14 protein-coding genes are annotated in these 12,343 nt (G+C 37.2%); 5 read left to right on the top strand and 9 right to left on the bottom strand.

What is annotated here, in order from left to right; all coding sequences use genetic code 11:
• Positions 1-81: 81 nt before the first annotated feature.
• Together FT993_RS02330 and tgt are read right to left on the bottom strand one after the other, a co-directional pair.
• Positions 82-1,152: an LptF/LptG family permease gene (locus FT993_RS02330; RefSeq protein WP_147860932.1), complete on the bottom strand. Its 1,071-nt coding sequence runs from the start codon at positions 1,150-1,152 to the stop codon at positions 82-84.
• Between the two features lie 4 nt (positions 1,153-1,156).
• Positions 1,157-2,287 (bottom strand): tRNA guanosine(34) transglycosylase Tgt, encoded by a 1,131-nt coding sequence (tgt, locus tag FT993_RS02325; protein WP_147860931.1) that lies wholly within the window; start codon positions 2,285-2,287, stop codon positions 1,157-1,159.
• A gap of 197 nt (positions 2,288-2,484) precedes the next feature.
• Here tgt and FT993_RS02320 point away from each other — a divergent pair, with 197 nt between their 5' ends.
• From FT993_RS02320 to FT993_RS02310, 3 genes are read left to right on the top strand one after another with little or no spacing between them, the layout of a single operon-like run.
• The gene (locus tag FT993_RS02320) at positions 2,485-3,330 is read left to right on the top strand and encodes a transketolase (protein ID WP_147860930.1); all 846 of its coding nucleotides are present in this window, start codon (positions 2,485-2,487) and stop codon (positions 3,328-3,330) included.
• 20 nt (positions 3,331-3,350) lie between these two features.
• Positions 3,351-4,304 (top strand): transketolase family protein, encoded by a 954-nt coding sequence (locus FT993_RS02315; protein ID WP_147860929.1) that lies wholly within the window; start codon positions 3,351-3,353, stop codon positions 4,302-4,304.
• Positions 4,305-4,308: 4 nt separating this feature from the next.
• The gene (locus tag FT993_RS02310) at positions 4,309-4,905 is read left to right on the top strand and encodes a porin family protein (RefSeq protein WP_147860928.1); all 597 of its coding nucleotides are present in this window, start codon (positions 4,309-4,311) and stop codon (positions 4,903-4,905) included.
• A 287-nt stretch (positions 4,906-5,192) separates the two neighbouring features.
• Here the strand turns inward: FT993_RS02310 and ettA are convergent, their stop codons facing one another.
• Positions 5,193-6,887, bottom strand: coding sequence for an energy-dependent translational throttle protein EttA (gene ettA / locus FT993_RS02305; protein ID WP_147860927.1), 1,695 nt, complete (start codon positions 6,885-6,887; stop codon positions 5,193-5,195).
• Positions 6,888-7,078: 191 nt separating this feature from the next.
• On the opposite strand from ettA, the gene FT993_RS02300 reads away from it, so the two are divergent.
• Positions 7,079-7,408, top strand: coding sequence for a co-chaperone YbbN (locus tag FT993_RS02300; RefSeq protein ID WP_147860926.1), 330 nt, complete (start codon positions 7,079-7,081; stop codon positions 7,406-7,408).
• 294 nt (positions 7,409-7,702) lie between these two features.
• Here the strand turns inward: FT993_RS02300 and FT993_RS02295 are convergent, their stop codons facing one another.
• The 6 genes from FT993_RS02295 to FT993_RS12250 all read right to left on the bottom strand — a co-directional run bounded on the left by FT993_RS02295 (position 7,703) and on the right by FT993_RS12250 (position 10,534).
• On the bottom strand, positions 7,703-8,107 hold the full coding sequence (locus FT993_RS02295; protein WP_147860925.1) for a hypothetical protein: 405 nt from the start codon (positions 8,105-8,107) through the stop codon (positions 7,703-7,705).
• A gap of 70 nt (positions 8,108-8,177) precedes the next feature.
• Entirely contained in the window at positions 8,178-8,396 is a 219-nt protein-coding gene (locus FT993_RS02290) for a hypothetical protein (protein ID WP_147860924.1), read from the bottom strand.
• Between the two features lie 45 nt (positions 8,397-8,441).
• Positions 8,442-8,897: a hypothetical protein gene (locus FT993_RS02285; protein ID WP_147860923.1), complete on the bottom strand. Its 456-nt coding sequence runs from the start codon at positions 8,895-8,897 to the stop codon at positions 8,442-8,444.
• A 24-nt stretch (positions 8,898-8,921) separates the two neighbouring features.
• The gene (locus FT993_RS02280) at positions 8,922-9,434 is read right to left on the bottom strand and encodes a hypothetical protein (protein ID WP_147860922.1); all 513 of its coding nucleotides are present in this window, start codon (positions 9,432-9,434) and stop codon (positions 8,922-8,924) included.
• 181 nt (positions 9,435-9,615) lie between these two features.
• The gene (locus FT993_RS02275; protein ID WP_187240736.1) at positions 9,616-10,281 is read right to left on the bottom strand and encodes an META domain-containing protein; all 666 of its coding nucleotides are present in this window, start codon (positions 10,279-10,281) and stop codon (positions 9,616-9,618) included.
• Between the two features lie 76 nt (positions 10,282-10,357).
• Positions 10,358-10,534: a CAL67264 family membrane protein gene (locus tag FT993_RS12250; RefSeq protein ID WP_255504407.1), complete on the bottom strand. Its 177-nt coding sequence runs from the start codon at positions 10,532-10,534 to the stop codon at positions 10,358-10,360.
• Positions 10,535-10,707: 173 nt separating this feature from the next.
• Here FT993_RS12250 and FT993_RS02270 point away from each other — a divergent pair, with 173 nt between their 5' ends.
• Positions 10,708-12,336 (top strand): acyl-CoA carboxylase subunit beta, encoded by a 1,629-nt coding sequence (locus tag FT993_RS02270; protein ID WP_147860920.1) that lies wholly within the window; start codon positions 10,708-10,710, stop codon positions 12,334-12,336.
• Positions 12,337-12,343: the final 7 nt, after the last annotated feature.

Below are 12,343 nucleotides of genomic sequence, written 5' to 3'. Positions count from 1 at the left end.
TATGGCTTTTGTAGTTTTTAGTAAGCAAATATATAAAACTTCTACGATGCACTTCGGCTTAACCGAAATTAATTATAAACTTTATCGTTTTGCTTTTTGCAGCAAAAAGATAGCTAAGATTCCAAAGACAATATTAGGTAACCATACGGCGAGCAACGGGCTAAAGGTTGACCGCTCTGCAATAGTACCAAAAACCTTATCAAAAAACACAAATATAAAAGCTATTGCGATTCCTATAGCCAGATTTACGCCCATCCCCCCTCTTCTTTTAACCGAAGATACCGATACCGCTATAATGGTTAAAATATAGGCAGAAACAGGTAAGCTTAAACGTTTATATGCCACTACTTGATACCGATTAATGTTGGCTGAACCACGTCTTCTCTCCTGCTCTATGAATTCATTAAGCTCATTAAAATTTAAAGTCTCGGCAATGTATTCTACGGGTGTTAGCGCATCAAACTCAAATGGCAACAACGTGTCTAATTTGGTTTTACTTATCAACCGGTCGTTGGGCTGCCCAACAATACGTTTTTCATAGTTATTAAGTACAAAAATACTATCGTCAAACTTGAGCCTACTGGCACTTATTTTAAATTTTAATTGGTTGTTTTCAAAATGTTCTAAGGTAAAATTACGTGCCGTTTGAGTAGCCGGATCAAAATTGGTAGCATAAATAAATTCATTATCATTAATTTGTCGGAATACATCTTGGGTTTCTTGAGCTGATTTACCACGCTTTAGATACTTCCATTTAAACTCATTAAACCCTTGGCTTGCATTTGGTGCCAAATACATACTTAAAACCAAAGCGCTTATGCAAACAATGGTAGCCCCAATGAGATAAGGACGCAAAAAGCGAGTAAATGAAACACCTGAACTTAAAAAAGCTACTATCTCTGTATTATTAGCCAGCTTTGAGGTGAAAAATATTACCGACAAGAATAAAAATAAAGGGAAAAGTAAATTGGCAAAATAAACGGTGAAATCAATATAGTAATAAAGCACCTCTATAAAAGGCACTTCATTTTCTAGTATTTTATCAATTTTTTCGGCTAAATTTACTGTTATTCCTATGGGGATAAACAATAAGAGCAACATAACAAATGTGCCTAGATAACGTTTTAGTATGTACCAATCTAATATTTTCACTCGCTTATAATCTTTTATCCATTTGCTTGACCATTTGATTTTTCCAACTTGTAAAATCACCGGCTAAAATATGCTTTCTAGCTTCGCGTACCAACCACAAATAGAATCCTAAATTGTGAATAGTTGCAATTTGCCTGCCAAGCATTTCATTCACACTAAACAAATGCCTAACATAAGCTTTAGAGTATTCCTTATCTACCCAAGTAATACCCATTTCATCTAAAGGAGAGAAATCGTCTTCCCATTTTTTATTTTTAATGTTTATGGTTCCGTGTGCTGTGAATAACATACCATTTCTACCATTTCGCGTAGGCATCACACAATCAAACATATCTACTCCTAACGCAATATTCTCCAAAATATTAATAGGCGTACCTACTCCCATTAAATAGCGTGGTTTATCTTCGGGTAAAATGGCGGTTACCACCTCGGTCATCGCATACATTTCTTCGGCAGGTTCACCAACCGACAGGCCACCAATTGCATTTCCTGGAGCACCGGCATTGGCAATATATTCTGCAGATTGCTGCCTTAAATCTTTATAGGTACTTCCCTGCACAATAGGAAATAAGGTTTGCTCGTAACCATATAAAGGCGGAGTATCGTGAAAACGCTTTAAGCAGCGCTCTAACCAGCGGTGTGTCATGTGCATAGACCGCTTAGCATAATTATAATCGCAAGGGTAGGGTGTGCATTCATCAAAGGCCATAATAATATCGGCCCCTATTTGGCGCTGAATATCCATTACCCCTTCTGGAGTAAAAAAGTGGTATGAGCCATCTATATGCGATTTAAACTTTACCCCTTCTTCTTTTATCTTTCGGTTGGCCGACAAAGAATAAACTTGATACCCACCACTATCGGTAAGAATGTTCCTGTCCCAATTCATAAATTTATGCAAGCCCCCTGCCTTTTGTAAAATATCAGTGTGTGGACGCATGTACAAATGGTAGGTATTTCCCAATATGATATCGGGATTTATTTCTTCTTTTAATTCACGTTGATGCACCCCTTTAACTGTAGCAATGGTGCCTACAGGCATAAAAATAGGCGTTTCTATACTTCCGTGATCTGTGGTTATTGTTCCGGCTCTAGCCTTGCTACCCACATCATTCGCTTCAAGCTTAAATTGCATGCATAAAATTTTAGATGGGCAAAGGTAATTAATTTCTTAAAAGCAAACAGATGCTAGTTTCATTTATTAACTTTTATCGCTGTACGGATTGCCTTCCGTAAAGAAAACCAAAACCAAACTTACATTTATTTACTTTTATTTTCAATTGCCTACAAATAAAAGTATTTTTGCGCAAACAGATTTTAAACCACACAACAATGGCAAACACAACACAATTAGAAGATTTTGTTACGCAAGTAAGAAGAGATATTCTTAGGCAAGTACATAAGGTAAACTCGGGGCACCCTGGCGGTTCTCTAGGTTGTGCAGAATTTTTTACGGCGCTGTACCAAGAAATTATGGACTATACCACCGATTTTAAAATGGACGGCAACAACGAGGATCTTTTCTTTTTATCAAACGGACATATCTCGCCTGTATTCTACAGCGTTTTAGCTAGAAGCGGATTTTTTCCTGTTGATGAATTAAACACCTTTAGACTAATAGATTCTAGATTGCAAGGACACCCTACCACCCACGAAAATTTACCGGGAGTACGCATCGCATCGGGATCGCTTGGTCAAGGAATGTCTGTAGCCATTGGAGCAGCTCAAACTAAAAAATTAAATAAAGACAAACATTTGGTTTACTCTCTACACGGTGATGGCGAATTACAGGAGGGGCAGAATTGGGAAGCCATAATGTATGCGGCCGGTAACCAAGTTGATAATTTAATTGCAACCGTTGACCTAAACGGACAGCAAATAGATGGCTCTACAGATCGTGTGTTACCTTTAGGAAATTTAAAAGATAAGTTTGAGGCTTTTGGCTGGGAAGTTTTAGAGGTTAAAAATGGAAACAACATTACCGAAGTAATTCAAGGGTTGCAAGATGCAAAAGAAAAAACAGGTCAAGGAAAGCCGGTTTGTATTTTGTTGCATACAGTAATGGGTAACGGGGTTGATTTTATGATGCATACGCACGAGTGGCACGGTAAAGCTCCTAATGATGAGCAACTTGAAATAGCCCTTGCGCAAAATCCAGAAACTTTAGGCGATTATTAATTTTTAAAAAGGACAAAATCATGAAAAAATATATAGACACTGGCAAAAAAGACACCCGTTCTGGATTTGGAGCCGGTTTGGAAGAATTAGGAAAAAAGAATGAAAATGTGGTAGCCCTTTGTGCAGACCTTACGGGTTCACTTAAAATGGATGCATTTAAAAATAACCACCCAGAGCGCTTCTTTCAAGTAGGTATTGCCGAGGCAAATATGATTGGAATGGCTGCAGGTATGACCATAGGGGGTAAAATTCCTTTTACTGGTACTTTCGCAAACTTTTCAACAGGACGTGTGTATGACCAGATTAGACAAAGTGTGGCATACTCGGGTAAAAATGTGAAAATTTGCGCTTCGCACGCTGGTCTAACGCTTGGCGAAGATGGCGCCACTCATCAAATTTTAGAAGATTTGGGGCTTATGAAAATGTTACCAGGTATGACGGTAATTAATACCTGTGATTATAATCAAACCAAGGCAGCAACTTTAGCTATTGCTGATCACGACGGTCCTGTTTATTTGCGTTTCGGAAGACCAAAAGTAGCTAATTTTACTCCAGAAGACCAAAATTTTGAAATTGGTAAAGCCGTACAATTAACCGAAGGAAACGACGTTACAATAGTAGCAACAGGTCATTTAGTTTGGGAAGCACTACAGGCAGCCGAAACCTTAGCAGAAGAGGGAATTACCGCAGAAGTGATTAACATACACACTATAAAACCGCTTGATGCAGATGCCATTCTTGCATCAGTTAAAAAAACGGGATGTGTAGTCACCGCAGAAGAGCATAATTATTTAGGTGGTTTAGGAGAAAGTGTAGCTCGTGTTTTAAGCACAGAACACCCAAGCCCACAAGAATTTATCGCCACTAAGGATACTTTTGGAGAAAGCGGAACTCCCGAGCAATTAATGGAGAAATACGGACTTAATGCTAAGTCTATTGTTGCTGCAAGTAAAAAAGTAATCCAAAGAAAATAAAACCATGTTTAAAAATTTTGTAAGCCTTATCATAATTTTGCTATGCCTTAGCGGATGGGCACAAACCGATGAAAACGGATGGGGAGTAAAAGCCGGTCTAAGTCATAACACGAATGGTGAATTAAAAAACCTGAGCAATGATGCCAAATTTGAAGCCGAAGCAGGCGTTGGGTACCACATTGGGGTTTTTGGAAACATTAACCTAAGTCCGATTTACTTAAGACCTGAGCTAATTTACACCAAAACACAAAGTGAATATGAGGGGGTAGACTTTGAATTACAACGTCTTGACGTTCCCGTTTTAGTAGGCATAAAACTGATTGGCCCATTGCATGTTTTTGCGGGTCCCAATTTACAGTATAATCTAGACAGTAAATTTGGTAATAAAGATTTAGAAAAACCTAATGAAGATTGGAGCTTAGGCTTGCACGCTGGTGCTGGGGTGCAGTTGGGAGATTTTGGTATAGATTTGCGTTACTCTCGTGGCTTTAGCGACAATGAGGTTGAGTTTTTACAAAATAACTTTAACAATACACCAGAGTTAAATCGCTTAAATATTGATCAAAGTGAATTAATTCTAAGTTTATCCTTTAAGTTTTAAAGCTAACAGGCTACAACTAAATTAATGAATAGGCTCAAATTGCACCTTCAATTTGAGCCTATTTTTTTACTGGATTTTGTACTTAGGAATCAATTGATAATTTAAAAAATTGATTATAACTATTCGTCATACTAACTTATAGCTTTCCATTTTCTTGACCCATTAAAAAAAGAGGTCTAAAAATCAAAACCAAGCTCAAGACATTTATTTTCTATTAAGAATTACAATAAAACAAAAAGGGCTGCTTTAAAATAAAGCAGCCTTTTTATAAAAGATCAATTTAGAAATTAGCCCCGTGTTAATCGTTTGTATTTTATACGTTTTGGCATTAAGTCTCCGCCTAGACGTTTTTTCTTATTTTCTTCATAATCAGAGAAGCTTCCTTCAAAGAAATATACTTGAGAGTCACCCTCAAAAGCTAAAATATGTGTACAAATTCTATCTAAAAACCAACGGTCGTGTGAGATTACTACGGCACAACCTGCAAAATTTTCTAATCCTTCCTCAAGCGCACGTAAAGTATTTACATCTAAATCGTTGGTGGGCTCATCTAATAACAAAACGTTCCCCTCTTCTTTTAGGGTCATAGCCAAATGCAAACGGTTACGTTCACCACCAGAAAGCATATTAACCTTTTTATTTTGCTCGCTTCCACTAAAATTGAATCGGCTCAAGTAAGCTCTAGAGTTCACCTCGCGACCTCCCATCATAACTAATTCTTGCTCATCGCTAAAGTTTTGCCAAATGGTTTTCTCGGGATCAATATTAGAATGACTTTGATCAACATAAGCAATTTTGGCCGTCTCCCCTACTTTAAAAGATCCTTTATCTGGTGTTTCTTCACCCATTATCATTTTAAAAATAGTAGTTTTTCCTGCCCCATTAGGACCTATGATACCCACAATACCAGCCTGGGGTAAATTAAAGTTCAAGTCTTCATACAACAATTTATCTCCATAAGCTTTGCTTACACCATTGGCTTCTATCACGTTTGTACCTAAACGCGGACCGTTTGGAATGTAAATTTCTAATTTTTCATCCATTTGCTTTTGGTCTTGACTCAGCAACTTATCATAATTATTTAAACGTGCTTTTTGCTTGGCCTGTCTACCTTTAGGCGCCATACGCACCCATTCTAACTCACGCTCAAGGGTTTTTTGACGTTTCGAAGCAGCTTTTTGCTCTTGCGCCATTCGTTTAGACTTTTGGTCTAACCACGACGAATAATTCCCCTTCCAAGGGATACCCTCACCACGATCTAATTCTAATATCCATCCGGCCACATTATCTAAGAAGTAACGGTCGTGGGTGACAGCAATCACCGTGCCTTTGTATTGCTGTAAATGGTGCTCTAGCCAATGTACCGACTCGGCATCTAAATGGTTGGTAGGCTCGTCTAGCAATAGCACATCGGGTTCTTGTAACAGCAAGCGGCAAAGAGCCACGCGGCGGCGTTCACCACCAGAAAGCACCCCTATTTTTTTATCAGAATCTGGGGTTCTTAAAGCATCCATAGCAATTTCTAGCTTAGTATCAATTTCCCAAGCGTTGCTTGCATCTATCGCATCTTGTAACTTGGCTTGCTTATCCATTAACTTTTCCATTTTTTCGGCATCTTCATACACCTCTGGCAAAGCAAATTGATCATTGATTGCGTTATATTCATCAAGGATTTTCACCGTTTCGGCAACCCCTTCTTTTACCACTTCAAGCACGGTTTTATCTTCATCTAACTCGGGTTCTTGGGGTAAATAACCCACCGAGTAGCCCTGAGAAAATACCACATCACCTTGGTAGTTTTTTTCTTCGCCAGCAATAATGCGTAGCAAAGTAGATTTACCCGAACCGTTTAAACCTAAAATTCCGATTTTAGCTCCGTAAAAGAAGCTCAAATAAATGTTCTTTAATACCGGTGTATTCGCATTTTTATAGGTCTTGGTTACCCCAGACATAGAAAAAATCACCTTTTTGTCATCTGCCATGATAATATATTTAAAGCTGTTAATTTGGGCGTTACCCTATTTAGGGTCGCGCTATTCGTTGTATCTTTTTAGGTAAAATACCTAAAAAGGATGTCACTGCTATCGCTAACGCAAATATCTAAAAAATAAGTTGATGAAAATAATAAAGCCTTCAAGAAAAGAAACTTTATTTTTGTAGTAAAAATAACGCTATGCGGTTAGTTGATATAAAACAAAAGATAGATAAAGGGCAGCCGCTATTATTTTATTTTAGCGGAAAACAATGCAGTGTTTGCCACAGTCTTAAGCCTAAAATTAGAGCTGCGGTAACCGAAAACTTTCCTAAAATGGAGTTTCTTGAAATAGCTGCCGAAATGCACCCCGAAATCGCTGCCCATTTTCAGGTGTTTCAAGTTCCTTGTTTATTGGTTTTCTTAAACCAAAAAGAATACATCCGTAAAGGAGGAAATGTTAGTGTACACGTTTTTATAAACGAAGTGAAGCGCTTATATACTTTATATGAACAAATGAAAAGCGACTAATGTTTAGATATACCTCTCCCACATTAAATAAAGACTTTTAAGTCTCTCGATTTAAGTTATACCGTTCTAAGCCTAACGTACAAAGGATTTAATAATTTCAACCGATTTAGGATAAACAATACGCCGCTCTTATCTAGTCTCTTAAATTACTTTAGGCTTTTGAATTACGTGCTTAGCTTTATTATGAACTAAGTGTAATTCGGAAACAAATAGAAAAACAGCTTAAAAGAAATAGTTGTATTTAGTAGATGTTAAAAGAGTGAAAGGTTGTCCTTAACTATTTACTAAGCATCGTCATATCCGCTCATTCCTCCAGTTTACGGGATACTTCACATACTTTTTATCTGAAATCACCTCAATCACATAAGTTTGGAAAACGCCATTTCTACTGGCTGGAGGCCTTTTATTGTCAAAAATCCAACGGTTTCTTTTTTCATTGATTTCTTCCAAATCAGAAAAATGATAATCTTTCAGCTTTTCTATACAAAGTGTATCTGCTTTTTCTGAATAAGAATAATATACCCCTAGATTTTTAAAATATAAATTTTTACCCCTTTGCGGGTGATTTAAAATCTTTTTTGAATGTATATCTTTATTATAGCGGATAAAGATTGTGTCTTTCGGATATATCGATTTTTGCCCGAAATAAAGTATCGGGCATAAAATCAATAGTAAATTTAAAATTTTAATTGCAGCCATTGGGAAAAGTGTTTTTCATATTGGTAATTTGATCTTTTATAGCTTGTTGCTTCTGAAGCGTTTTTAGTTGCTAAGCTTTTATATCAGCAGTATTTAAACCTATCCAAGAGAGCGCTTCTTTTTGTGCGGATGTAAGGCTTGGGTCATAATCGGTCAAAGCTTGTTTTATAATATCCCGATAATGCTGTGCCAACTGTTGGTGTTGATAATCATTAGGATTGCTGCCAACGGGTATACCATAATTATATCTCGTAAAATAATCAAATATTCCAAAATATTTATTTTCCAAACTGTTTAAAAAATCGTTATAAAATTGTTCACTCGTCCAAGAAGTTCAGTTTAAATTGTTACCACTTATTTCGGCTGCTCTTACTGCATCCAGCATTTTCCGGTACATTTCTGCGTGTAATACCTCGTGAATCAGGGAAACTGCTTTAAATACATCTGGTTTGTTTAAAATATTACCGCTGGTAGAAGGATCTGTATTAAAATCTATATTGATCATATTGGAAGTCAATGGTGGGTTGGTTATCGCCATAGCGTTGGTGTAATCTACATAATCTGGATTTTGGGCAAAATTAGGATCTGCTCCAAATTTTAAATTCGCCACAGACATTTCACTGTCAAAATTTTTGAGGTAGTTATCAAAGGTGGGTGCTTTTCCCATCGCGGTATATACATTCATAAGACAAGGATTATCCTTAAAAGATTTATCTACTATAACTTGATAAGCAAAATCCACTTCTGCATCGGGTTGTCCATCACCATCATTGTCTTGCAGCGCTGGCATAGCTTCGCGTAAAAAAGCAAATGCTTAATCGCTATAATTGTTTTGAACTAAAAAATCTATAACGTTTTGCTTTTGTGCATCCTCTTCAAGCATATCATCAAAACTGCTATAAACAAATTCTAAATCGGTTATAGGGTTTTGGGAATCTCTATAGTTTTGCAATGCCTCATGAAAATGATTGATCGCATTGGTGCTAAATGAAGATTCATATAATAAAGATAATGAATTTATAAAGAACTGTAGGTGTTCTGGTTTCATTAAGTAATTTAAATCGGCTAAACTAATACCTAAGAAGTCACTTATGTGCTGCGGACTGTATTCATCGGCTAAAATACCCATTAATATCCTATCACAAGGGTCAGTTATAGGTTCATTCGCATCTACCGGCTCTGTATAAATTATTAAATTACCCGGTTCTGTGTTTGTAGAAACGACCCATTTGTCTATGCTAAAAGGAAATTCAACACCAGCTTTAAATCTACGCCCAGGTGTGTGTGTGTGTGTGCAAGCAATTGCTTGCTTTTTACTTAAATACATAGTTTAATTGTTAATATTTTCTCACACTTACCTATAATCCTGTAAAATTGCAAATAATCTAAAAAATATAATGAAATATACCCAATACTGGGTAGGTAAGAAAAAACATAGCAATCTAGACCAATTTACAGGAAGGGCTTACAGCATCAAGCTTAGAGGAAAGAAAACTATAAAAAACAGCCTACTCCTTTATAAAACGAAGAACTTGAAGATCATTTAAATCATATAAAGTTAAAGCTTCTTCCTGTAAAGCATATTTACGTGCTTTTAACAGGGCTCTAGTGTAATTTTTAGCTAGGTCTTGTTTTTCTTCTGGGCAGGCCTTTCTAGTTTGTGCAATGCTATTTATATGAAAACTAGTGGCATCTAATTTTTTTATGCTTCCGTTATATGCGTTGCATAGGTTGTTGCCATATACTTTTTGGGTTGCCAAATCAATTTGTAAACGGGGGCTATCGTCGAGACCGTCTAAAGGTTCTTCATTTAAAGTAGAAAGCTTCCAATTGCCGTGTAGTTGAAATAGCTCATCTTGCTTTTCTTGTATAACCTCAATCAACTTATAGTTTAAGTTAGAAACATCGGCGGGTAAATTATTCGCCTCTTTTTTAATCACCTTCACTTTAATTTTCTGAAAATAACCCGGTTTAAACTCAAAGCCCTCTATAGCGTTGTAAAAGTAGGTATAACTCAACGTATCACTCCACTGGTCGGCATCGCTCACCATTAAACAATTTTTGGTGCCAGCACCTGCATCGCAATTGCTTCGGTAAGCATTCACCCAAAACACGGCTATATCTTTTTCATTTTCTAATTTTTTATCAGACCGGCAAGCTGTCAGTGAAAACAAAAAAATTAGCGTTAAAACTGAGAATAACTTGTACTTCATAAAATTTAAGGGGCTAAAGAAATTTTGGTAATTAAAACTAAACGCGTCCTTTCAAAGCATTGAAAACCCATGCAATGGCAAAAAAACCAATACCAACGGCTGCAAAACCATATCCGGCTACATCATTGTATCTAAATGCGCCTAATGCAATTAAAGCTACACCTACAATAATCATAATAAAAGTTGCCCAAGCTAATACTGTATTTTTATTCATCGCCATGAAATCGAATTTATAATTTAGATTAACAAAAATACAATCAAATTATAGAATAATCCAATTTTATAGGCGAGCATTGGTTTATTAGCCGTAGTATTTTTGTATTTTCGTGGCTTTAGTCGGCTTTAAGCCGAACGAATAACCCACTAAGATCAATTATTTGAAATAAAATGGATATAAAATTCAATAAAAACGAAGACCATAACAAATTACTCGTTGCAGACCTAAAACATAAACTTAAAAAAGTGTATTTGGGTGGCGGTGAAAAACGAATAGAAAAGCATCACGCTAAAGGAAAAATGACGGCGCGCGAGCGTATAGATTTCTTGTTAGACCAGCCTAAAGAGGCAATAGAAATTGGAGCTTTTGCCGGTGAAGGCATGTATGCAGAACACGGGGGTTGCCCCAGTGGTGGTGTTGTGGTTAAAATAGGTCACGTACAAGGTAAACAGGTTATTGTGGTTGCCAATGATGCTACTGTAAAAGCTGGCGCTTGGTTTCCCATTACCGGAAAGAAAAACTTACGTGCTCAAGAAATCGCAATAGAAAATAGATTACCTATTATTTATTTGGTAGATAGTGCCGGGGTTTACCTGCCTATGCAAGATGAAATTTTTCCCGATAAAGAGCATTTTGGAAGAATTTTTAGAAATAATGCGGTTATGAGCAGTATGGGTATTACTCAGATTGCTGCGGTTATGGGTAGTTGCGTAGCAGGCGGTGCCTACTTGCCTATAATGAGCGACGAGGCTTTAATCGTAGATAAAACAGGAAGTATTTTCTTAGCAGGTAGCTATCTAGTGAAAGCAGCCATTGGTGAGAGTATAGATAATGAAACCCTTGGCGGAGCTACCACTCATTGCGAAATAAGCGGCGTTACCGATTATAAGGCTAGCGATGATAAAGATGCTTTAACCAAAATAAAAAATATTGTTGATAAAATAGGAGATTTTGATCAAGCCGGCTTTAACCGAAAAAAAGCCGCTCCGCCAAAATTAGATGAGCAAGAACTTTTTGGACTCTTACCTGCCAAGAGAAGCGACCAATATGATATGATGGATATCATTAAACGTATAGTTGATGATTCTGCTTTTGAAGAATATAAAGCTGGTTATGGGCAGACCATAATCACCGGTTATGCTCGCATAGACGGTTGGGCCGTAGGTATTGTAGCCAATCAGCGTAAAATTGTTAAAACCAAAAAGGGGGAAATGCAATTTGGCGGCGTAATCTATTCTGATTCTGCCGATAAAGCTACGCGTTTTATCGCCAATTGTAACCAGAAAAAAATCCCGCTGGTATTTTTGCAAGACGTTACAGGATTCATGGTAGGAAGTAAAAGCGAACACGGCGGAATAATTAAAGACGGTGCCAAAATGGTTAATGCAGTGAGCAACTCGGTGGTACCCAAGTTTACCATCGTAATAGGTAACTCCTACGGTGCAGGAAATTATGCAATGTGCGGTAAAGCCTATGACCCCCGACTTATAGCGGCTTGGCCTAGTGCAGAATTGGCGGTGATGAGTGGCAATTCTGCGGCCAAAGTATTGCTACAAATAGAAACGGCATCGCTTAAAAAGAAAGGAGAAGAAATTACTCCTGAAAAAGAAAAAGCTTTGTTCGATAAAATCAAAGCAGATTATGACAAGCAAATTAGTCCGTATTACGCCGCAGCCAGAATTTGGACCGATGCGGTAATCAACCCGTTAGATACGCGTAAATGGGTGTCAATGGGTATTGAAGCGGCAAACCATGCTCCTATTACCAAAGATTTTAATCTTGGCGTAATTCAAACTTAATAAAGTT

Source organism: Mesonia sp. HuA40, assembly GCF_008017835.1.
GTDB lineage: Bacteria > Bacteroidota > Bacteroidia > Flavobacteriales > Flavobacteriaceae > Mesonia.
The sequence above is the reverse complement of the archived record's forward strand: the minus strand, read 5'-3'. Positions and strand labels throughout refer to the sequence as shown.